Source organism: Pseudomonas sp. 31 R 17 (assembly GCF_900004915.1).
GTDB lineage: Bacteria > Pseudomonadota > Gammaproteobacteria > Pseudomonadales > Pseudomonadaceae > Aquipseudomonas > Aquipseudomonas orientalis_A.
Map to the genome: position 1 here is coordinate 71,865 of NZ_CVTN01000075.1, position 20,100 is coordinate 91,964.

Below are 20,100 nucleotides of genomic sequence, written 5' to 3' on the forward strand. Positions count from 1 at the left end.
CTGCCATCGGGGGCAAACCCCCTCCCACATTTGGATCTCCAGTGTTACTGCCAACTGCGCAGCAACGCCGGCAACTCCGTCAGGCTGCGAATCTCTGCATCAGGGCGCTTATCTGCTTCCCATGCCTTGGCGCTGGGGTTAAACCACACCGCCCGTAACCCCGCCTGCTGCGCGCCGGCGATGTCATCCCCGGGGTGATCGCCCACATGCACCGCCGCACTGGCGTCCACACCGCCGCGCTGCAACGCTTCCTCAAACAACCGCGCATCCGGCTTGGCGATACCGATGTCTTCAGCGCGCAGGGCGAAGTGGAAGTAGTCCGCCAGGCCTACGCGTTGTACGTCGGCATTGCCGTTGGTGATCACCCCCAGGAGGAAGTGCTGGCGTAGCGCTTTGAGCATCGGTTCGGCTTCGGGAAAGACCGTGAGCTGGTGTCGCGCATGAATGAACGCCTCAAAACACACATCGGCCATCTCTGTCGCTTCGGGCTGCGGATAGCCGGCCTCTTCGAACGCATGCAGCAATACGCGGTGGCGCAGGACGCTGATGCGGTGTTTGAGCTCAGGATGACGTTCCAGCACGTGTTGGCGCAGGCTGGCGAAATGCTCCAGGGGCAGGTCGCCGACTCTGGATGCATTGACCGCCAACCATTCGCGCATTGACGCTTCGGCGCTGATGATGACGGGTACGTTGTCCCAGAGCGTGTCGTCCAGGTCGAAGGTGATCAGCTTGATGCTCATGAGTCGCCGCCCTTGATGCGTTTGGCCCGTGGATGGGCGCTGTCGTACACCGTTGCCAGGTGCTGGAAGTCGAGGTGGGTGTAGATTTGCGTAGTCTTGATATCGGCGTGGCCGAGCAGCTCCTGGACCGCGCGCAGGTCCTGGGATGACTCCAGCATATGGCTGGCAAAAGAGTGCCTGAGCATATGCGGGTGCAGGTTTTGCCCCAGTTCACGTTCGCCGGCGGCCTTCACGCGCAGCTGAATGGCCCGTGGCCCCAGGCGTCGGCCTTGTTGGCTGATGAATACCGCGTCGTCTTTCGGATTGGCCAGCGCCCGTAACGGCAGCCACAGCTGCAGGGCTTCGCGAGCCTTCCTGCCGACGGGCAGCACGCGCGTCTTGCTGCCTTTACCCAGCACCTGCACCAGCCCATCGGCCAGGTCCAGTTGCTCAAGGTTCAGGCCGGTCAGCTCCGACAGGCGCAGGCCCGAGGAGTAGAACAGTTCGAGGATCGCCTGGTCGCGATGGGCAAGGAAGTCATCCTCGATTGCGCCATCCAGCAGTTGCAGGGCGCGGTCGGTGTCCAGGGTCTTGGGCAGGCGTCGCTCGCCTTTGGGCGGCGACAGGCCGTTGGCCGGGTCGTGGTCGCACAGGCCCTCGCGGTTGAGGTAGTGATAGAGGCCGCGCACCGCTGAGAGCAGGCGCGACAGGCTGCGCGAGGACTGGCCTTGCTGGTGCAGCCGTGCGACAAGGCTGCGCAGGCCCTGGATATCCAGGGCTTTCCAGCTGGCAACCTGCTGTTTTTCGCAATAGGCCAGGACCTTGTTCAAGTCCCGCCGGTACGCTTGCAGGGTATGAGGCGACACCTGGCGCTCGTTGCGCAGGTGAGCGCAGTAAGCGTCCAGTTGCCGTTCCATGGCTAGCGCACCGCGCGCAGGGCAGTGGTGAAACGCGGCAGGACGCGGCCCAGCACTTCGGCGATATAGGTCAGGAACAGGGTGCCTACCGAGCTTTTATAGTGCGCCGGATCACGGCTGGCGATGGCCAGTACGCCGTGCAGGCCCTGGTGGCTGAGGGCAACCACGGCGGTAGAGCCGATCTGTTTGCGCTGTTCGGCGCCGAACAGGAAATCCAGTTCATGCTCGCGCAGGGTACCGCTGATGGTCTTGCCTTCCGACAGCAGGCCGCCGATAGCGGTCTGTGCTTCGCCACCGCTGACCCAGCGACCTACCGGCATCGGGTTATCGCTGAACAGGATGAGGCTGACAAATGGCACCTGGAAGTCCTGGCGCAGGCTGTCTTCCACCGCCATCACGGTTTCTTCCAGGCTGGCGGCGTCCATCAGGGTCAGGATCAGGCGACGGGTCTTTTCGAACAGGCGATCGTTGTCGCGAGCGACGTCCATCAGGTGCGAAAGGCGGTGGCGCATTTCGATATTGCGCTCGCGCAGGATCTTCATCTGCCGCTCCACCAACGACACGGTATCGCCGCGTTGATGGGGGATGCGCAATGCCGGGAGCAGTTCTTCGTGCTCGACGAAGAAGTCCGGATGAGCCTCAAGGTACGCCGCAACCGCAGCGGCCTCCAGGCTTTCACTTGAGGTGACGGGGGCGGGTACTTGAGGCTTATCGGTCATTGGCTTGGCTCACTCATAGACGGACCTGTCCTTCGTATACACGCGTGGCCGGCCCGGTCATCATCACCGGGTGGCCAGGGCCTGCCCATTCGATGGACAAGCGTCCACCCGGCAGGTCGATCAGCAGCGGCGAATCCATCCACCCCTGGCTGATCGCGGCCACGGCGGCGGCGCAGGCGCCGGTGCCGCAGGCCTGGGTTTCGCCGGCGCCGCGTTCCCACACACGCAATTGCGCGCGGGAACGGTCGATCACCTGCAGGAAGCCCACGTTGACCCGCGCCGGAAAGCGCGGGTGATGTTCGATCTTCGGCCCCAGGTCGTGCACGGGGGCATTGTTGATGTCATTGACGCGCAGCACCGCATGGGGATTGCCCATGGACACGGCGGCGATATCGACCGTGTTGCCGTCCACATCCAGCGCATAACTGAGGGCCTGCTCGGGTGCCTGGAACGGGATATCCGCCGGCACCAGGCGCGGCGCGCCCATGTTGACGCTGATCTGGCCGTCACTGCGGATATCCAGCTCGATCACGCCACCCTTGGTCTCGACGCGAATCTGGCGCTTGGCGGTCAAACGCTTGTCCAGCACAAAGCGCGCGAAGCAGCGCGCACCGTTGCCGCACTGTTCCACTTCGGAGCCGTCGGAGTTGAAGATCCGATAACGGAAATCCACCTCCGGGTTGGTCGGTGCTTCCACCAGCAGCAGTTGGTCGAAGCCGATACCGGTATGGCGGTCGCCCCATTGTTTGGCGTGCTTGGGCAGGATGTGCGCGTGCTGGCTGACCAGGTCGAGAACCATGAAGTCATTGCCCAGTCCGTGCATCTTGGTAAAACGCAGCAGCATGGCTTACTCCGGCAGCGGGCTTTCGCCAGCATACAACTCGGCTACCGTCTCGCGGCGACGCACTTCAAACGCTTGATCACCGTCCACCAGCACCTCGGCGGCGCGGCCGCGAGTGTTGTAGTTGGAGCTCATGACAAACCCATAGGCACCGGCCGAATGCACGGCCAGCAGGTCGCCTTCCTCCAGGGCCAGTTGACGATCCTTGGCCAGGAAGTCGCCGGTCTCACAGATCGGGCCGACAATGTCGTACGCGCGCGCCTGGCTGTGGCGCGGCGTCACTGCCGTGACGTCCATCCAGGCCTGGTACAGCGCCGGGCGGATCAGGTCGTTCATCGCCGCGTCGACGATGGCGAAGTCCTTGTGCTCGGTGTGCTTGAGGTACTCGACCTGGGTCAGCAGTACGCCGGCGTTGGCGACGATATAGCGGCCCGGCTCGAACATCAGCGTCAGGCCGCGCCCTTCGATACGCTCGCGCACGGCCTTGATGTAGTCGGCAATCAGCGGCGGCTCTTCATCGCGGTAACGCACGCCCACACCACCACCGAGATCGATGTGATGCAGGTAGATGCCGCAGTCGCCCAGGCGGTCGATCAGCGCCAGCAGGCGGTCGAGGGCATCCAGGAACGGCGGCAGGGTGGTCAGTTGCGAGCCGATATGGCAGTCGACGCCCAGCACGTCCAGGTTCGGCAATTGCGCGGCGCGGATGTACACGTCTTCGGCGTCGGCGATGGCGATGCCGAACTTGTTCTCTTTGAGCCCGGTGGAAATGTACGGGTGAGTGCCGGCGTCGACGTCCGGATTGACGCGCAGGGAGATCGGCGCGCGAACGCCCATCTCGGCGGCCACGACCTGCAGGCGCTCCAGTTCGTCGGTGGACTCGATGTTGAAGCAATGCACGCCCACTTCCAGGGCGCGACGCATGTCTTCGCGGCTCTTGCCGACGCCGGAGAACACGATCTTGTCGGCCTGGCCGCCAGCGGCCAATACCCGTTCCAGCTCGCCACGGGACACAATGTCGAAACCGGCGCCAAGGCGCGCCAGGACATTGAGCACGCCCAGGTTGGAGTTGGCTTTGACCGCGTAGCACACCAGATGCGGCACGCCTTCGAGCGAGTCGGTGAACGAGCGGTATTGCGCTTCGATATGGGCGCGCGAATACACATAGGTCGGGGTGCCAAAGCGCTGGGCAATCGCGGACAGCGCCACGCCTTCCGCGAACAGCTCGCCGTCCCGGTAGTTAAAAGCGTCCATGGGGATCCCTTAGTAAGTGTCGTGCTTGTGCGCTTTGGACGGCTTTTGCGACGACTGCGCCTGTTCGTTCGGGTCTTTGCTGTCGTCAGGCAGGTACAGCGGTCCTTTCTGACCACAGGCACTGACGAGGCAAGCAACCGCGACGAGCGCAGCAAGGGAAGAGATCAGGCGCTTCATGGCGAAATCCTTGAATATGCATTAATTGCGCCCGAGTATACCGACCACCCGCCAGCTTGCCTATGCGCTGGAATACCCGTCCGGCGGGGGTTTGCCGAGATAGTCGGGAAGCGGGCTACGTTGGTTGAGGATATTTCATACCGCCATCTATGATGAAATCGGTATCCTTTGCAATCGGCGGGGCGCGTCCGTATCGTGCGGCGCTTGAGCAAAACCAGACACTTTCGAGGTTGCCACAATGAGTTTGACCGAAGCCCGTTTTCACGACCTGGTGGATGCGACCCAGCAGGCGCTGGAAGATATTTTCGACGACAGCGGTTTGGACGTGGACCTGGAAAACTCGGCCGGCGTGCTGACGGTCAAGTTCGAAAACGGCACTCAGTTGATCTTCAGCCGTCAGGAACCGTTGCGGCAGTTGTGGCTGGCGGCACGTTCCGGTGGTTTTCACTTCGACTACAACGAAGAAGACAACAATTGGCAATGCGATAGCAGCGATGAGCTGCTCAGCGAGATGCTGGCGCGTCTGGTTCTGGAACAATCCGGCGCCGAGCTGGATTTCGACGAGATTTGACCGTGAGCCAGTCCGCACCCACGCGCCCGCCCAAGCCGCTGTTCAGCAATGTCAGCCCGGCGGTGCCGTCACCTTGTATCAGTTTATGTCGCCTGGACGAGCAGAAAGTCTGCCTCGGCTGTTTCCGCCATGTGGAAGACATCCGCGAATGGCGCTCCGCCGATGATGAGCGGCGCCGAGTGATCTGTGCCGAGGCCGAGCAGCGGCGGGGCCGCGCCTGAGGTCGTCTTGTTTATTTGTGACGCTGTGGTAGTGTCCGGGTACGCCTCAACTCATCGAGGCCCGTGAGAACCCCGCCTTTTCCTGGCGGGGTTTTGCTTTTTTGTGCAGAAAAAAGGAGTCTGCCTGAATCATGACCACCGCACCGTCCATCATTCTCACCCGTCTTGACGTGCAGCGTCTGGAGCAACTGATCGACCGCCTGGGCGACGAGTTTCCCGGTGTCGAAGCGTTGCAACACGAACTCGACCGCGCCGAAGAAGTGGTTGGCCACGATGAGGTGCCTGCGGGTGTCGTGACCATGAACTCCAGCGTGCATTGCCGTGAGCAAGGCAGCGGCAAGGATTACCACCTGACCCTGGTTTACCCGAAAGACGCGAACGCCGATGAAGGCAAGATCTCGATCCTGGCACCGGTGGGCAGCGCGTTGCTCGGCCTGCAAGTGGGCCAGCATATTGACTGGCCCGCACCGGGCGGCAAGACCCTCAAGCTTGAGTTACTGAGTGTCGAAGGCCAGCCCAGGGATGGCGGCGCCTTTGCGCTTTAAATCTGCTTCAGCGCCTGATTGAGCGCGAGCTCAAGCTCCGCCTTGTAGCGCAGGTACAGATTGCTCGGGCTTTGCACGTCGCCAAGCAGGCCCGACAGATCCAGATCGGTGATGTAGCAACGGTAACGCTCGGGCTCCCGGCGCTGCCCGACGATTTCCCGGGCGACTACCGCAAACAGCTGGTCGCCAAACTCCAATTCGGAAAATTCCCGCTGATTGCAGTACAGCGTGATACCCACCTGGCCGGGCGCCGCCCTGGCGATAATCGCCTGCACGTCATAGAACGGCTGGTTGGCGCGGTTTTGCGGAGCCGGCCTTGGCTCGACGAGACGAGCACGGGCGTTGCCCGACGGCAGCAGTTGGTAATACGCGATCTGCACTTCGCCCAACGGCTGTTGGGTGTCCAGAGCCGATAGTGCTTCGCGGCGATAGATGATCGAGAGCAGGAAACGCTGCAGCGGTGCCAGCAGGCTTTGCTCATCATGGAACGGCAAACGCTGCTGCCAGAGCGCATTGAACTCGTCGAGCACATACAGTTCGGCAAATTCTTCATGGACCCGGTAGAACACCTGTATGCAATCGGCCGCACCCATGGGCAACAGCAGCGCCAGGTCGTGGTCTTCCAGGGCCATCGCGTCCAGGTGCCAGGGGCTGTAACTGGCCAGCTCTTCGCTGAGGTAGGCGATCAACGCGTCCTGGGTCGGCAGCGGTACATGGGTGGCTTGGCCGGGGATCAACTCCATGACGTGATAGTGCTGCTGCACCTGGAGCAGGTAGCGGTGATTGGCCTGGCCGAGCAGCAGGTTCTGCGCGGTGTCGAATACCTCTTCCACACGCTGGGCAATGAACTGCGCTCGGTTGTGACAGAAGCAACGCACGCGCAACCGTGGCAAATGATCCGACGGCAGTTGGTTGAGGTAGTCGCGCAGGCAGTCGAGCAGCGCATGGGGCCCGTCGTAGCGGCTGACCATCACCTCGTTCCAGCTATTGAGCGTGACCTGGTCCAGGGTCAGTACCAGATTCTCACGTACGCCGGCATAACTCAGCGAGTCGGTACGCTCGGTGGTCATCAGAATATTCAGGTCGCGGTGATGCTTGAGCGGGTCGACGCCGACGTTGATCAGCAACAGCACTTCCTCGGGCACCGCCGAGCGTAACAGGCGGGTTTCATCGACGCTGGCCATGGGCAGGGCGATAGTCTGCTGCAGGCTGCCCAGCAGGTTGAACAGCTCGAACTCGGTCATGTCGCTGGCGCCCGGGTGCAGCGCCAGGCGCGTGCTGCTGTCGATCACCCCGTTGCGATGGCACCAGGTAAGCATTTCCAGCAGGTCGCGGCTGCGCTTGATGGGCGCGAAGTGCTCCCATTCCAGGGCGGTGAGGTTGCCGTTATACAGGCCCCAATGGTGCTGCCCCGGCTCCTTGCGGTTGGGTGAGTGCACCAGGGTCAAGGTGTCTTCGGCCAGGTCCGGGGCAATGCCGGGGTTGATGAACTCGACCTTGCCGGCCTTGCGTTCAAAGGCTGCGTACAAGCGACGGCCCAGTACATTGAGGTCGCGCCGGTTGATCGGGCTGACGGTCTGCTCCGTGCGGGCGAATTGGGTGAGGAAGCGATAACTGTAGTTCAGCTCGTTGACCAGGGCGCGGCGCTCGGAGGCGACCTGACGCACTTTCCATTGGCTGCGGCTGTCCAGCAGGGCCAGTTGGCGCTGGTCCCAGTCCCACTCATGGGCCAGGCGTTCCAGCAGCAGTCGTTGCCAACTGGCAATGTGCTGGCCGGCGCTGAGCTTGCGGTTGACCTTCAGGTACAGGCTGCGCCGTACCAGTTCCAGGCGCTCCGGTTCATTGCGGGCCTTGAGGTATTCCTCGATGCGGCGGTAGACCACGATGTAAGGGTCCAGCTCATCCAGGTCCATCTGATTGGCAAACACCGCGCGCTTGAAGCGCAGGCTCAGGCACTGCACGTCGGGGTGCTCGCTGGCATAGACCTCGGTCAGCAGCAGCTTGAGCACCGATTTATAGGGCGATTCGATGCCCTTGAACAATTGCCACAGCCCGGCACCGATGAACTCCCCAGGAGGGATGTGCGCCAGATGGCCGAGATCCAGGGTTTCGTCGGCGCGGATGAAACGTTTGGTGAGCAGCGCGTGGGTGAACTCGGCGTAGCGGCTTTCTTCATACACCGGCACCAGCCACCAGATCGGCGTGCGCCCGGCCAGCCAGATTGCGGTGCGGTAGAACTCATCCAGCAGCAGGTAGTGCTGAGTGGTCCCGCAATCGTCGGAGCTCAGTTGCGTGTCCCGTTCACCCAGCACAAAGCGCGTCGGCTCAATCAGGAAAAAGTGGGCCTCGGCGCCCATGGTCTGGGCCCAGGCTTCCAGCAGTTGGCACTTCTTGCGCAGCTCGACCAGCTCGTTGTCACTCAAGTCGGGCGCGTGGCATACCCACACGTCCATATCGCTTTGATCCGCCTGTGCCAGCGTGCCCAGGCTGCCCATCAGGAACAGGCCGTGAATGGGCGTTGGCGGGTTGCCGCGACGGGCTTTGTAGGAGAACGAGCGGGTCAGACGCTGGGCTTCGGTCAGGGCCTGGGTGTCGGGTTCGAAATTCGACAGGCCTGCTGGCGTACTGCCTGATACATAGCCGGGCAGCAGCGGATGGTTGACGTGAAAAAACAGTGGCAACAGGGTCAGCACGCTCTGCTGGCGCGGTGTCAGCCCTTCGATCGCCCGGGCCATACGCCCTTCGTTGAGGGCCATGAAACGCGCGCGCAATTGGGCGAGCACCTTGCGGTCGATGCCTTCGTCCAGGTCGGGGCGGATTTCATGGGTGCGGGTCATGTCGAACTCGGTGGCTCGCAGGGCCCGACGTGGGCGGCCGTGTAGGAGTTTACAGACAGTCGCGTAGGAGTTTTAGAGGAAATGGAGGTTGGCGGCAGAATTTTGTGAGCTGCGCAGCAACGCCCGTGGAATCCGCAGAGGGCGGACTCCATGGGCGGGGATCAGGGGTCAGGCGGCTTCTTTGGTGGAGGCGGTGGTCAAGATAGTCAGCAGGGTCTGGGCTTGCTCGGCGGCGTCCCGGCCAAGGCTGGTCAGGTAGCCTCCGTCCGGTTGGTCGATAAGCCCTTTGGCGTGGAGGCGCCTGGCAGCGGCGACGGCAGTGGGAGCGGCGGTCTGATGGACTTTCAGACCCTCCTTGGTGCTGTCCAGGGGGAAGAGTACAAGGATTTCCAGTTCGGCAACCAACTCAGGGGTATACGACATAAGGACTCCAGACTTTCTAAAATTTATTAGAGGCTAGCAGGCCATAAGGTGAACGCACTTTGCCGAACTGTCCAGCGTGTTGCAGCGCGGCCGGATTATTCCTTTTCAGGCGGCAGCTCGGGCAGTGCCCGCAGCGCGGTTTCATACCATTGGGTATCAAAGGCGCGGTCCTCATCCAGCATCGCGTCGATCTCGAAGGCCAGCACGTGGGCCATGAGATTCAGGATATCGTCTCGCTCATAACCGACCAGCGTCAGCTTGTTGAACGTGGCCTTGGCCGCCGGCGGGTTGTCGCTGTCGATCTGGTTCTCGATGGCCTGGATCAGCGTGCTTTCGGTGAATTCTTCTTCGTCATTGTCGATATCGGTCGGCTCGCTCATGGCAGGCTCCTCAAGGAAAGGGCGCCAGTCTAACGCCATTCAGGCTGCTGATGCTGCTGGCCAGTCCCGGCCTCAGCGTCTATAACGCTTGCAGCCAACCCCGCACCCGGCCTGGAGGCTTTGCGATGCTCAAGCTTTATGGATTTTCGGTCAGTAACTACTACAACATGGTCAAGCTGGCGCTGCTGGAGAAAGGGCTGCCTTTCGAAGAGGTGCCTTTTTACGCAGGACAAACGCCTGAAGCCCTGGCGGTGAGCCCGCGAGGCAAAGTGCCCGTGCTGGGTGTCGAGCAAGGCTTCATCAACGAAACCAGCGTGATCCTCGAATACCTCGAGCAGACACAGGAAGGGCCTGCGCTGCTGCCAGCCGACCCGTTCCAGCGTGCCCAGGTGCTGGCGTTGTGCCGGGAAATCGAGCTGTATATCGAATTGCCGGCGCGGGCGTGTTTCGCCGAAGCCTTTTTTGGCATGACGGTGCCGGAGGCGATCAAGGAGAAGTCCCGCGCTGAATTGTTGCTGGGGGTCGGTACGTTAGGCCGGCACGGTAAGTTCGCGCCCTATGTGGCGGGAGAGCACTTCACGATTGCCGATCTGTATTTCATGTACAGCTTGAATCTGGCCTGTGGTGTGGGCGAGAAAATGTTCGGGCTGGACCTGCTGGCGCAGTTGCCACAGGCGAAGGCGTTGCTGGGGCGTTTGAATGAGATGCCCAATGCGCAAAAGGTCGAGGCGGACAGGCTGGCGGCGATGCCGGGATTTCTGGCGATGATTGCAGCAAGGAAATAATCAAATGTGGGAGGGGGCCTCCCCTAATGCCAGCAGTTAAGCGAACGAAATGCTTAAAGCAGCGAAGATCCCCTGTGGGAGGGGCGGTGCGACGATTCGACTTGCCCCCGATGGCGGCCTTAGGACCGACCAGGATGCTGGATTGGACTGGGTACATATCCGTTTCTGCGGTAACGGCTGCTAATGGTTCCGCTTTTACAGCGGCTCACTTTTGAAAAGCGCAAAAGTAAGCAAAACGCTCTTGCCCCACCACTCGGCACCTCGCCCAGGCTCGGTGTGCCCGAACGTAGGCTTGAATCCGTGGGCCGCCGCCACGCGCCATCCATGGCGCGGGGCGGCTAACCCGGCGTCCTGCCGGGTTACCCACGGATTCAAGCCTACGTTCGGCCAGCGTGGTTTAACGGGGCGCCTAAGATCAAGAGCGACTCGCTTCGCATCGTGGTTACGGCTGGGCGCTACAGAGTTGTGTAGATACCCATGGCCATCGGGGGCAAGCCCCCTCCCACATTTTTTAGCGACTGGCGAGCAGTGCCTGGCCACGCACGACTGCGGCCTTCACCTGCGCCGGCGCAGTGCCACCGATGTGATTACGGGCATTCACCGAGCCTTCCAGGGTCAGCACGGCAAACACGTCCTGCTCGATCTGGTCGCTGAACTGGCGCAGTTCTTCCAGGCTCATTTCCGCCAGGTCCTTGCCGGTGTCCACGCCGTACTTCACGGCATGGCCAACGATTTCATGGCAGTCGCGGAAGGGCAGGCCACGACGCACCAGGTAGTCGGCCAGATCGGTCGCGGTGGAAAAACCGCGCAAGGCCGCTTCGCGCATGATCGCATGCTTGGGCTTGATCGCCGGAATCATGTCGGCAAATGCACGCAGTGAGTCGCGCAGCGTGTCGGCGGCGTCGAACAGCGGTTCCTTGTCTTCCTGGTTGTCCTTGTTGTAGGCCAGCGGTTGGCCTTTCATCAGGGTTAGCAGGCCCATCAGTGCGCCGAATACGCGACCGCTCTTGCCACGTACCAGTTCGGGGACGTCGGGGTTTTTCTTTTGCGGCATGATCGAGCTGCCGGTGCAGAAACGGTCCGGCAGGTCGATGAACTGGAATTGCGCGCTGGTCCACAGCACCAGCTCTTCGGAAAAGCGCGACAGGTGCATCATCGCAATGCTGGCGGCGGCGCAGAATTCGATGGCGAAGTCGCGGTCCGACACGCCGTCCAGGGAGTTACCGCCCACGGCATCGAAGCCCAGCAGCTGCGCGGTGTACTCGCGGTCGATCGGGTAGGTGGTGCCGGCCAGCGCGGCGCTGCCCAGTGGCATGCGGTTGGCGCGCTTGCGGCAATCCACCAGGCGCTCGTAATCGCGGCTGAGCATTTCGAACCAGGCCAGCAGGTGGTGGCCGAAGGTCACGGGCTGAGCGGTCTGCAGGTGCGTGAAGCCGGGCATGATGGTGTCCGATTCGCGCTCGGCCTGTTCCAGCAAACCTTTCTGCAGGCGCGTGATTTCAGCCAGGATCAGGTCGATTTCATCGCGCAGCCACAGGCGGATATCGGTGGCCACCTGGTCGTTACGGCTGCGACCGGTGTGCAACTTCTTGCCGGTCACACCGATGCGATCGGTCAGGCGTGCCTCGATGTTCATGTGCACGTCTTCCAGGTCGACGCGCCAGTCGAACGTGCCGGCTTCGATCTCGCCCCGGATGGTGGTCAGGCCTTCGATGATGCTGTCGCGCTCGGCATCGGTCAGCACGCCGACCTTGGCCAGCATGGTGGCGTGGGCGATGGAGCCCATGATGTCGTGGCGGTACAGGCGCTGGTCGAAGTTGACGGAGGCGGTGAAGCGCGCGACGAAGGCGTCGACGGGTTCACTGAAGCGGCCGCCCCAGGACTGGTTGGTCTTGTCGGTGCTCATGAATTCGCTCGTGATCTGCTTAAAAAAGGCGTGAAGGTGTGCCGCCGATAATAACAGGGTTGTCCGCGGACGCGATGGTGCGGGTGGACGGCAATTTTATTTGTACAAAGGATGGCTAAGTGCCTTGCCGCCGATCCCATCCAGGACGAGACTGGGAGCAGGCCGTTATTGAAACGATATTTGACGATTGAGCAATATCGTTCCAGCGAGCGTCTACAGTTGGACTGAGAGTGTGTGAATGCACCAAAGTCGGGTGATGCGGTCAGAGCCCAGACTATCCATTAAATACGGGGGTATTCGGATTGTGTATCAGCAAACCCTATGACAATGCGCGAAGTTGGCGGGTCTTGGGCGCTATTGAACAGGTCCGGGTAAATTTGGGTGCCACTCCAAGGGCACTTTTTGCCGCTTGCGCCAGTCTTAGCGTGGATCGCTGTGACGTAAGTCACCGCACCTGTCTACGCTATCCTTGTGCGAGACTCACGCAGGAATCCAGCGCAATATGAATGTCCTGATCGTTGATGACGAACCCCAAGCCCGCGAGCGACTGAGCCGTCTGGTCAGTGAAATCGAGGGTTATACAGTCCTTGAACCGAGCGCCACCAGCGGCGAAGAGGCGTTGACGCTGATCGACAGCCTCAAGCCGGATGTGGTGTTGCTCGATATCCGCATGCCGGCCCTCGATGGCCTGCAAGTCGCCGCCCGCCTGAGCGAGCGCGAATCACCACCGGCCTTGGTGCTGTGCGCGGCACAGGAAGAGTTTTCTGCACAGACGCTTGAAGAAAGCGGTGTCAGTTTTCTCGTCAAACCAGTGGCGGGAGATGCATTGCTCAAGGCGTTGAAAAAGGCCGAGCGTCCCAGCCGCGCCCAGCTCGCAGCCCTGACCCAACCGGCTGCCCAGAGTGGCAATGGCCCCCGCAGCCATATCAGCGCACGGACTCGCAAGGGCATCGAGCTGATTCCCCTCGCTCAGGTGGTCTATTTTATCGCCGACCATAAATACGTGACCTTGCGTCACGAAGCGGGCGAAGTGTTGCTCGATGAGCCGCTCAAGGCCCTTGAGGATGAGTTCGGCGACCGTTTCGTGCGCATCCATCGCAATGCGCTGGTGGCTCGCGAGCGAATCGAGCGCTTGCAGCGCACGCCTCTTGGCCACTTCCAGCTGTTTCTGAAGGGGCTCAACGGCGATGCCCTGATCGTCAGTCGGCGCCATGTCGCCGGCGTGCGCAAGATGATGCAGCAGCTCTAGCCAGGGGCGGTGGCGAGCTCTGCAGTTCCTATCCCGGTGTGATGCGGCCAGGGAGGCCCCGCACTTGCTGATTCAAATCAAAGCGTATTTGCCTGAGCTGTTATTATCTGCCGTATCTATTCAGTACGGATTGATCCATGTCTTCTCGCGAAATCCGCATCGCCACCCGTAAAAGCGCCCTGGCCTTATGGCAGGCCGAGTACGTCAAAGCACGTCTTGAACAGGCTCATCCTGGCCTCAGGGTGACCCTGGTGCCCATGGTCAGTCGCGGCGACAAGCTGCTGGACTCGCCGCTGTCGAAAATTGGCGGCAAGGGTCTGTTCGTCAAGGAGCTGGAAACCGCGCTGCTGGAAAATGAAGCAGACATCGCTGTGCATTCGATGAAAGACGTGCCCATGGACTTCCCTGAAGGGTTGGGCCTTTTTTGCATCTGTGAGCGGGAAGACCCGCGCGACGCCTTTGTTTCCAACACTTACCCATCTCTGGATGAATTGCCTCTGGGCAGTATCGTGGGCACCTCGAGCCTGCGTCGCCAGGCCCAATTGCTGACCCGTCGACCCGACCTGCAGGTCCGCTTCCTGCGGGGCAACGTCAACACGCGCCTGGCCAAGCTCGATGCGGGCGAGTATGACGCGATCATCCTCGCCGCCGCCGGCCTGATCCGCCTGGGCTTCGAAGACCGCATCACCCGCGCAATCAGCGTCGAAGACAGCCTGCCGGCCGGCGGGCAGGGCGCGGTCGGCATTGAATGCCGTACCGCCGACAGCGAAATTCACGCACTGCTCAAGCCGCTTGACCACGCGGACACCGAAGTTCGTGTCACAGCCGAGCGAGCCCTGAACAAGCACCTCAACGGTGGCTGCCAGGTACCGATCGCCTGCTATGCCGTGCTCGAAGGTGAAAACCTGTGGTTGCGTGGCCTGGTAGGCGACCCGGAGGGCGGCACGCTGCTGACCGCCGAGGTGCGCGGTCCACAACGCGACGCCACGGCCCTGGGCATCCAGGTCGCCGAGGAACTGTTGGAGAAGGGCGCTGGCGCCATTCTGCAAAAAATCTACGGCGAGGCCGGCCCGCAGTGACCCAGTGGCGAGTGCTGCTGACACGGCCTGCCGAAGAATCGGCAGCCCTGGCGGCGACATTGTCCGATGCGGGAATATTCAGCAGCGAACTGCCGTTGCTGGAGATCGAAGCCTTACCGGTCACGCCGGAACAACAGGCGGTCCTTGGGGCGCTGCAGCGCTATTGCGCAGTGATCGTGGTAAGCAAACCGGCGGCGCGTCTTGCCTTGCAACAATTGACCGCGCCCTGGCCGCGACTGCCGTGGTTCAGTGTGGGGGCCGCCACGGCACAGGTACTGGCCGATCAGGGTTTGGATGTCCACTATCCGCCAATGGGTGACGACAGCGAGGCCTTGCTTCAATTGCCGGCCTTGCGCGAGGCTATCGCATGCCCCGGTGCCAGGGTATTGATCCTGCGCGGCGAGGGCGGCCGGGAGTTGCTCGCAGAGCGTTTGCGCGAGCGAGGTGTTAGTGTCGACTACCTGGAGTTGTACCGCCGTTTTCTACCGGCTTACGACGCGGGCGCACTCACCCAACGCATCCAGTTGGAACGCTTGAACGGCCTGGTGGTCAGCAGTGGGCAGGGTTTTCTACACTTGCAGGCCCTGGCCGGCTCCGATTGGCCTGAGGTGGCGAAGCTGCCGTTGTTTGTGCCCAGTCCGCGCGTCTACGAGATGGCGCGGGCCGCTGGCGCAGAAAAAGTTGTGGATTGTCGAGGCGCGAGTGCCTCGGCTTTGTTAGTGGCGTTAGGGAGCAATCCCGTTCCCACTCTCTGATACGCAAAGGACGGATACGTGAGCGAAACAGCCTTGCCTAAAGATGAAGCTCAGCCCGCGCTCGATGCGCCGGTCGGGACACCGGTCACCGCGCCACGCCGTGGCAATGGCCTGGCGGTCGTCGCGTTGCTGCTTGGCGCTGCGGGTGTTGCCGCCGGCGGCTGGGGGATCTGGCAGGTCCGTGCCCTGCAAGCCAGCAGCCAGCAGCAACTGGGTCAGGTGCAGACCCTCGATGACCAATCCCAGAGCCTCAAGCAGAGCCAGCAACAATTGGCCGCCCGCCTGGCGCAGTTGCCCGGCGCGGATGAGCTGGAAGAGCGTCGACGCCTGGTTGCCCAGTTGCAGGGTGACCAGCAGCGCCTGAATCAGCGTCTGGAAACCGTACTGGGCGCCAGCCGCAAGGATTGGCGCCTGGCTGAGGCCGAGCATCTGATTCGTCTGGCCAGCTTGCGTCTGTCGGCTTTGCAGGACATCAACAGCGCCCAGTCGCTGGTCCAGGGCGCCGACGAAATTCTTCGTGAGCAAAGCGACCCAGGCGCGTTCGCCGCCCGTGAGCAACTGGCCAAGAGCCTGGCGGCGTTGCGCAGCACCGAACAGCCGGACCGCACCGGCTTGTACCTGCAGTTGGCGGCGTTGCGTGACCAGGTGGTGCAATTGGCGGCTGTCGCTCCGGAGTATCAACTTACCGAGTCCGGTTCCCAGGGCCGTCCCAGCAGCGATACGGGTAATCAGTTGAGCCAATGGTGGGAACAGATCTCCCGTTATTTCCGTATCGACTTCAACCCGGATGACAACATTCGTCCGCTGCTGGCGGGCCAGGGGTTGAATCAGGTGCGCCTGGCCTTGAGCCTGGCGCTGGAGCAGGCACAGTGGGCAGCGCTCAACGGCGAGTCGGCGGTGTATAGCCGTTCGCTGGGGCAGGCGCGCAGCGTGTTGCAGGATAACTTCAACCAGGACAACCCGCAGAGCAAGGCGATGCTGGCGCGTATCGCCGAGCTTGAGCCCAAGGCCGTTTCGGTGGTGACGCCTGACCTGGCCGCGAGCCTGGCGGCCGTGCAGGCGTACCTCGAGCGCCGCCATTTGTCTGCCGACGAAGCCAAGGCTTCGGCTGCCAAGCCTGCGACCCAGGAGTAGAACCGATGAAGCGTTTCTATGTGATCCTGGTGCTGGCAATTGCGATCGCCCTGGCGCTGGCCGTGGGCATTTCCAAACACACCGGCTACGTGCTGATTACCTATCCCCATTTGCTGCATTACGAGTCGAGCCTGTGGGCCACATTGGTGGCGGTGTTCGCCATAGGCCTGGCGATCTACCTGATCCGAGTGCTGTTGGGTCTGGTCAGCGTTTCCGGCGGGGTGGTCAACCCGTGGTCGCGGCGCAATCGCAGCCGCCGTGTGCAAGTTGCAATCGAGCAAGGCCAGATGGACCTTGCCGAAGGCCGCTGGGCCAGCGCCGAACGCCACCTGCACCGTGCTGCCGAGGCGGAGCGCCAGCCATTGCTGTACTACCTCGGCGCGGCACGTGCGGCCAACGAGCTGGGCCGCTACGAGGCATCGGATGCTTTGCTGGAGCGCGCCCTGGCTCGCCAGCCCCAGGCGGAGCTGGCCGTTGCCTTGAGCCATGCGCAACTCCAGATGGACCGTGGCGATACGGAAGGTGCCCTGACCACCCTGCAGGCCATGCACGAGCGCCATCCCCACAACGCTCAGGTCCTGCGACAGTTGCAGCGATTGCACCAGCAGCGTGGCGATTGGTCGTCGGTGATTCGCCTGTTGCCCGAACTGCGTAAAGACAAGGTGTTGCCGGCCAGCGAGCTGGCTGAATTGGAGCGTCGGGCCTGGGGAGAAAACCTTGGCTTGGCCGCCCAGCGTGAGGAGCATGGCGAAGCCGGCTTGCAGTCCCTTGACCGCGCATGGGAGCAATTGACTTCAGCCCAGCGCCAGGAGCCACAACTGGTGCTGGCTTATGCCGATCAACTGCGTCGACTGGGCGCCGATGCCAGGGCCGAGGAAGTGCTGCGCGGTGCGATCAAGCGCAGTTATGACAGTCATCTTATTCGGCTCTATGGCCTGCTGCGCGGCAGCGACCCGGCCCGTCAGTTGAAGTTTGCCGAAGGCTGGCTGAAGGATCATCCTGGCGATGCCAGCCTGTTGCTGACGCTGGGTCGTCTCTGCCTGCAGAACAGCCTGTGGGGAAAGGCCCGGGATTACCTGGAAAGCAGCCTGCAGGTGCAGCGCAATCCCGAAGCCTGCGCCGAATTGGCCCGTTTGCTGGCCCAATTGGGTGATACCGAGCGCAGCAACCGGCTGTTCCAGGAAGGCTTGGGGTTACTCGATAATCGTCTACTGGCCTCACCCTTGCCAGCACCGGCGCAAGCTTGAAGTAGGAAAGTGTTCACGGGTTGGCTCAGATCTATCTGTCAGCCAACCCTTTAACCCTTTGTAATTACTGAGCTTAAGTAGGCCTGTAATCAATTCTTACGTGTTGTAGGGCGATTTCCTCCGTGTGTTGACGGAATCTCCTTGTCTCTTCGCGGAATTGTCCGCTCCAAGGCGTATTGAAAGGGATCGGGCCTTTCCTCTACCGTAGCGACCTATCTCTTGCGGTGCGGATAAACAATGTCTTTGGCCCCTTTACGCTCCTTGTTTGTCCTGGCGTTCATGGCCGGTGCGCTGACGTTGGGTGTGTCTTTCTATCTGGAATATGGTGCGCTGTTACAGCCCTGCTTTTTGTGCCAGGTACAACGGTTGTTTCTCGCCGTCTTTGTACTGATCAACCTGATCGCCGCCCTGCATAACCCTGGTCGCACTGGCGTGTGCCTGTATGGGCTGGCGAGTATCGGGTGTGCATTATTCGGCGCCGTCACCGCCGGGCGCCAAGTGCTGCTGCAGAACACTCCGCCGGATCAGATGCCCAACTGCTGGCCAACCCTGGACTACATGATTGAACACCTGTCGTTCTGGCGGGCTGTCCAGTCAGTCTTCAAGGGTTCGGTCGACTGCGTCGAAATCAATTGGACGCTATTTGACCTCAGCGTTCCGGAGTGGAGCCTGCTGTTTTTCCTGGCGATGCTGATTCTGTGGAGCACACTGCTTTCCCGGTTGCTGCCTGGCCGGCGTCACGTATCACAAAGCGAGGAAAATTCTGTTCATGTGGTAGGACGGGATTAAACGCTTGTATGAACTTTCTCTCCTGCGTACCTTGAAGCCATAGTGATGCGGGCATAATCTGGCCCGCACGCGTTATCGAAACCGCTTGTCAGACGCGACCTCGTCCGATTGCCGCTTCAACCCTGAAGCATTGCGCGGGCACGGGGCAGCAGCGTCCCCTATAGGGAAGAGAGATCATCATGTTGGAACGTTGCAAGAATGCTCGCGAACGCTGGGGTGGCGTGCACACACTGATCGATAAGTGGTTGGATGCGCGTCGCAAATTGGTTCTGGCTTTTGATGAGTTGGGGGCCGAGCCTGGAGCGCTGGCCGAGAAGCGTGAGCCGTTGCAGGACTTCTGCGTTGTACTGGTGGATTACGTTTCTGCCGGTCACCTGAGTATCTACACGCAACTCACCAAGGAAGCGGAAGCCTTCGAGGACAAGCGTGGTCTTGAGTTCGCTGAGACCCTTTACCCGCGCATTGATGTGATTACCGGAAAGCTGCTGGCTTTTAACGATCTGTGCGATGAAGGCAAGTGCGTCGCGGAAAAATTCAAAGAGCTGGGTGGTCTGTTGCATGAGCGTTTCGAGCTTGAAGATTGCCTGATCGAAGTGCTGCACAACGCCCACAAAGAAGAGCCTGCTCAGGTCTGATCGGGGCAATGCGATAAAAAACGGTGCGCATGACGCACCTTTTTTTATGCGTCAGTGGCGGGTCCCGAGTAGCTCGATGTCGAAGACAAGGGGTGTGTAGGGCGCAATCAATTCGCCTGCGCCGTCCGCGCCGTAGGCTTGGGCCGAGGGGATTACCAGGCGCCATTTCGCGCCTGTGGGCATCTGCTGCAATGCACTGCGCCAGCCACTGATCACGCTGTCCAGGCGAAACCACTGGGGCTGTGCGCTCTGGTCAAACACGCTTCCATCGGGCAGCCGACCCACATATTTCACCTGCACCTCATCAGTTGCCAACGGCTTGGTGCCCGTGCCCGGCGTCAACTCGGTGAGCAGGATGCCGTCCGCCAACTCACGCACACCCTTTGCAGCTTTTTCCTTCGACAAAAATTGCTGTTCGGCGGCGAGAGCTTTTTCGCTCTGCGGCGCTGGGTTGTCGATGGCGTTCTGTGCTTCGTGCTGTGCAAGAATCTGTTCGATGCGCGCGTTGTCCAGTGCCAATGGTTTGCCCTGGTAGGCTTGTTTGAGTCCATCGATCAGGGCCTGGATCTGCAAGTCGGGGACCTCCTGGCGCAAGCGTTCACCGAGGCTGGCGCCCAGGCTGTAGGCGAGGTCATGCTGATCTTGGACAGCGGTTTTTGGCGGCGATTGCTCGTCCGCATCGGCGCTGGAAATCGCCAGGGCAAGCACTACGAAAAGGTAACGCGACATGGGTGTCCTCCCGCCTGAAGTGCGACGGATTATGCCAGCGTAAATGGCTGAGTAGTGGTGCGCTTTTCTGTTATATCGATAAGAATTTTCGTACGTTGCAACGCAACGCAAACGATACTGTCAACATGCCCTAGCGGCGGTAAGAGCAGAGGGCTAGTATGAGCCGCACCCACGTCAGCCAGGAGGTA

Annotated in this window: 22 protein-coding genes; 11 read left to right on the forward strand and 11 right to left on the reverse strand. The window is 61.3% G+C overall.

The window, feature by feature from the left end; genetic code table 11:
* Positions 1–44: 44 nt before the first annotated feature.
* From BFP89_RS19200 to BFP89_RS27740, 6 genes are read right to left on the reverse strand one after another with little or no spacing between them, the layout of a single operon-like run.
* Positions 45–740 carry an HAD family hydrolase gene (locus BFP89_RS19200; RefSeq protein ID WP_065886969.1) on the reverse strand — a complete coding sequence of 232 codons (696 nt, stop codon included), beginning with the start codon at positions 738–740 and terminating at the stop codon, positions 45–47.
* Positions 737–1,636, reverse strand: a complete 900-nt coding sequence (xerC, locus tag BFP89_RS19205; RefSeq protein ID WP_065886970.1) for a tyrosine recombinase XerC — start codon at positions 1,634–1,636, stop codon at positions 737–739. The genes BFP89_RS19200 and xerC overlap by 4 nt, the downstream gene beginning before the upstream one ends.
* 2 nt (positions 1,637–1,638) lie before the next feature.
* On the reverse strand, positions 1,639–2,355 hold the full coding sequence (locus tag BFP89_RS19210) for a DUF484 family protein (RefSeq protein ID WP_065886971.1): 717 nt from the start codon (positions 2,353–2,355) through the stop codon (positions 1,639–1,641).
* Positions 2,356–2,368: 13 nt separating this feature from the next.
* Complete coding sequence (gene dapF, locus BFP89_RS19215) at positions 2,369–3,199, reverse strand: diaminopimelate epimerase (protein WP_057723342.1); 831 nt, start codon at positions 3,197–3,199, stop codon at positions 2,369–2,371.
* 3 nt (positions 3,200–3,202) lie between these two features.
* A complete protein-coding gene (lysA, locus tag BFP89_RS19220; protein WP_065886972.1) occupies positions 3,203–4,450 on the reverse strand; it encodes a diaminopimelate decarboxylase in 1,248 nt (415 codons plus the stop codon).
* 9 nt (positions 4,451–4,459) lie between these two features.
* Complete coding sequence (locus tag BFP89_RS27740; protein WP_003195417.1) at positions 4,460–4,627, reverse strand: LPS translocon maturation chaperone LptM; 168 nt, start codon at positions 4,625–4,627, stop codon at positions 4,460–4,462.
* A gap of 238 nt (positions 4,628–4,865) precedes the next feature.
* On the opposite strand from BFP89_RS27740, the gene cyaY reads away from it, so the two are divergent.
* The 3 genes from cyaY (at position 4,866) to rnk (ending at position 5,964) form a co-directional block, all read left to right on the forward strand.
* On the forward strand, positions 4,866–5,198 hold the full coding sequence (gene cyaY, locus BFP89_RS19225) for an iron donor protein CyaY (protein ID WP_065886973.1): 333 nt from the start codon (positions 4,866–4,868) through the stop codon (positions 5,196–5,198).
* 2 nt (positions 5,199–5,200) lie between these two features.
* A complete protein-coding gene (locus BFP89_RS19230) occupies positions 5,201–5,419 on the forward strand; it encodes a DUF1289 domain-containing protein (RefSeq protein WP_065887080.1) in 219 nt (72 codons plus the stop codon).
* 131 nt (positions 5,420–5,550) lie between these two features.
* Positions 5,551–5,964: a nucleoside diphosphate kinase regulator gene (rnk, locus tag BFP89_RS19235; RefSeq protein ID WP_065886974.1), complete on the forward strand. Its 414-nt coding sequence runs from the start codon at positions 5,551–5,553 to the stop codon at positions 5,962–5,964.
* Here the strand turns inward: rnk and BFP89_RS19240 are convergent.
* From BFP89_RS19240 to BFP89_RS19250, 3 genes are all read right to left on the reverse strand, one after another.
* A complete protein-coding gene (locus BFP89_RS19240) occupies positions 5,961–8,801 on the reverse strand; it encodes a class I adenylate cyclase (RefSeq protein WP_065886975.1) in 2,841 nt (946 codons plus the stop codon). The two genes, rnk and BFP89_RS19240, sit on opposite strands and share 4 nt — an antisense overlap.
* Positions 8,802–8,969: 168 nt before the next feature.
* Positions 8,970–9,224, reverse strand: coding sequence for a TIGR02647 family protein (locus BFP89_RS19245; RefSeq protein WP_065886976.1), 255 nt, complete (start codon positions 9,222–9,224; stop codon positions 8,970–8,972).
* A gap of 95 nt (positions 9,225–9,319) precedes the next feature.
* Positions 9,320–9,604 (reverse strand): hypothetical protein, encoded by a 285-nt coding sequence (locus tag BFP89_RS19250; protein WP_065886977.1) that lies wholly within the window; start codon positions 9,602–9,604, stop codon positions 9,320–9,322.
* 125 nt (positions 9,605–9,729) lie between these two features.
* Here BFP89_RS19250 and BFP89_RS19255 point away from each other — a divergent pair, with 125 nt between their 5' ends.
* The gene (locus BFP89_RS19255) at positions 9,730–10,389 is read left to right on the forward strand and encodes a glutathione S-transferase family protein (protein ID WP_065886978.1); all 660 of its coding nucleotides are present in this window, start codon (positions 9,730–9,732) and stop codon (positions 10,387–10,389) included.
* Between the two features lie 511 nt (positions 10,390–10,900).
* Here the strand turns inward: BFP89_RS19255 and argH are convergent.
* Positions 10,901–12,295 carry an argininosuccinate lyase gene (argH, locus tag BFP89_RS19260; RefSeq protein ID WP_065886979.1) on the reverse strand — a complete coding sequence of 465 codons (1,395 nt, stop codon included), beginning with the start codon at positions 12,293–12,295 and terminating at the stop codon, positions 10,901–10,903.
* Positions 12,296–12,797: 502 nt separating this feature from the next.
* On the opposite strand from argH, the gene BFP89_RS19265 reads away from it, so the two are divergent.
* The 7 genes from BFP89_RS19265 (at position 12,798) to BFP89_RS19295 (ending at position 19,183) form a co-directional block, all read left to right on the forward strand.
* Positions 12,798–13,544, forward strand: coding sequence for a LytR/AlgR family response regulator transcription factor (locus tag BFP89_RS19265; protein WP_065886980.1), 747 nt, complete (start codon positions 12,798–12,800; stop codon positions 13,542–13,544).
* Positions 13,545–13,681: 137 nt separating this feature from the next.
* Positions 13,682–14,623 (forward strand): hydroxymethylbilane synthase, encoded by a 942-nt coding sequence (gene hemC / locus BFP89_RS19270; RefSeq protein WP_065886981.1) that lies wholly within the window; start codon positions 13,682–13,684, stop codon positions 14,621–14,623.
* Positions 14,620–15,378 carry a uroporphyrinogen-III synthase gene (locus tag BFP89_RS19275; protein ID WP_065886982.1) on the forward strand — a complete coding sequence of 253 codons (759 nt, stop codon included), beginning with the start codon at positions 14,620–14,622 and terminating at the stop codon, positions 15,376–15,378. The genes hemC and BFP89_RS19275 overlap by 4 nt, the downstream gene beginning before the upstream one ends.
* An 18-nt stretch (positions 15,379–15,396) precedes the next feature.
* Positions 15,397–16,512: a uroporphyrinogen-III C-methyltransferase gene (locus tag BFP89_RS19280; protein WP_065886983.1), complete on the forward strand. Its 1,116-nt coding sequence runs from the start codon at positions 15,397–15,399 to the stop codon at positions 16,510–16,512.
* A gap of 5 nt (positions 16,513–16,517) precedes the next feature.
* Positions 16,518–17,759, forward strand: coding sequence for a heme biosynthesis protein HemY (locus BFP89_RS19285; protein ID WP_065886984.1), 1,242 nt, complete (start codon positions 16,518–16,520; stop codon positions 17,757–17,759).
* A 237-nt stretch (positions 17,760–17,996) separates the two neighbouring features.
* The gene (locus BFP89_RS19290) at positions 17,997–18,548 is read left to right on the forward strand and encodes a disulfide bond formation protein B (protein WP_065886985.1); all 552 of its coding nucleotides are present in this window, start codon (positions 17,997–17,999) and stop codon (positions 18,546–18,548) included.
* Positions 18,549–18,727: 179 nt separating this feature from the next.
* Positions 18,728–19,183, forward strand: coding sequence for an Rsd/AlgQ family anti-sigma factor (locus BFP89_RS19295; protein ID WP_065886986.1), 456 nt, complete (start codon positions 18,728–18,730; stop codon positions 19,181–19,183).
* A 51-nt stretch (positions 19,184–19,234) separates the two neighbouring features.
* Here BFP89_RS19295 and BFP89_RS19300 read toward each other — a convergent pair whose 3' ends face one another.
* Positions 19,235–19,912, reverse strand: coding sequence for an FKBP-type peptidyl-prolyl cis-trans isomerase (locus tag BFP89_RS19300; protein WP_065886987.1), 678 nt, complete (start codon positions 19,910–19,912; stop codon positions 19,235–19,237).
* Positions 19,913–20,100: the final 188 nt, after the last annotated feature.

Bases quoted from the DNA above. Each gene is read 5' to 3' on its own strand.
- BFP89_RS19250 (WP_065886977.1), bottom strand. From the start codon at position 9,604: ATGAGCGAGCCGACCGATATCGACAATGACGAAGAAGAATTCACCGAA.
- xerC (WP_065886970.1), bottom strand. From the start codon at position 1,636: ATGGAACGGCAACTGGACGCTTACTGCGCTCACCTGCGCAACGAGCGC.
- BFP89_RS19200 (WP_065886969.1), bottom strand. From the start codon at position 740: ATGAGCATCAAGCTGATCACCTTCGACCTGGACGACACGCTCTGGGAC.
- rnk (WP_065886974.1), top strand. From the start codon at position 5,551: ATGACCACCGCACCGTCCATCATTCTCACCCGTCTTGACGTGCAGCGT.
- dapF (WP_057723342.1), bottom strand. From the start codon at position 3,199: ATGCTGCTGCGTTTTACCAAGATGCACGGACTGGGCAATGACTTCATG.
- BFP89_RS19295 (WP_065886986.1), top strand. From the start codon at position 18,728: ATGTTGGAACGTTGCAAGAATGCTCGCGAACGCTGGGGTGGCGTGCAC.
- argH (WP_065886979.1), bottom strand. From the start codon at position 12,295: ATGAGCACCGACAAGACCAACCAGTCCTGGGGCGGCCGCTTCAGTGAA.
- hemC (WP_065886981.1), top strand. From the start codon at position 13,682: ATGTCTTCTCGCGAAATCCGCATCGCCACCCGTAAAAGCGCCCTGGCC.
- BFP89_RS19290 (WP_065886985.1), top strand. From the start codon at position 17,997: ATGTCTTTGGCCCCTTTACGCTCCTTGTTTGTCCTGGCGTTCATGGCC.
- BFP89_RS19265 (WP_065886980.1), top strand. From the start codon at position 12,798: ATGAATGTCCTGATCGTTGATGACGAACCCCAAGCCCGCGAGCGACTG.
- BFP89_RS19210 (WP_065886971.1), bottom strand. From the start codon at position 2,355: ATGACCGATAAGCCTCAAGTACCCGCCCCCGTCACCTCAAGTGAAAGC.
- BFP89_RS27740 (WP_003195417.1), bottom strand. From the start codon at position 4,627: ATGAAGCGCCTGATCTCTTCCCTTGCTGCGCTCGTCGCGGTTGCTTGC.
- lysA (WP_065886972.1), bottom strand. From the start codon at position 4,450: ATGGACGCTTTTAACTACCGGGACGGCGAGCTGTTCGCGGAAGGCGTG.
- BFP89_RS19255 (WP_065886978.1), top strand. From the start codon at position 9,730: ATGCTCAAGCTTTATGGATTTTCGGTCAGTAACTACTACAACATGGTC.
- BFP89_RS19245 (WP_065886976.1), bottom strand. From the start codon at position 9,224: ATGTCGTATACCCCTGAGTTGGTTGCCGAACTGGAAATCCTTGTACTC.
- BFP89_RS19285 (WP_065886984.1), top strand. From the start codon at position 16,518: ATGAAGCGTTTCTATGTGATCCTGGTGCTGGCAATTGCGATCGCCCTG.
- BFP89_RS19240 (WP_065886975.1), bottom strand. From the start codon at position 8,801: ATGACCCGCACCCATGAAATCCGCCCCGACCTGGACGAAGGCATCGAC.
- cyaY (WP_065886973.1), top strand. From the start codon at position 4,866: ATGAGTTTGACCGAAGCCCGTTTTCACGACCTGGTGGATGCGACCCAG.
- BFP89_RS19300 (WP_065886987.1), bottom strand. From the start codon at position 19,912: ATGTCGCGTTACCTTTTCGTAGTGCTTGCCCTGGCGATTTCCAGCGCC.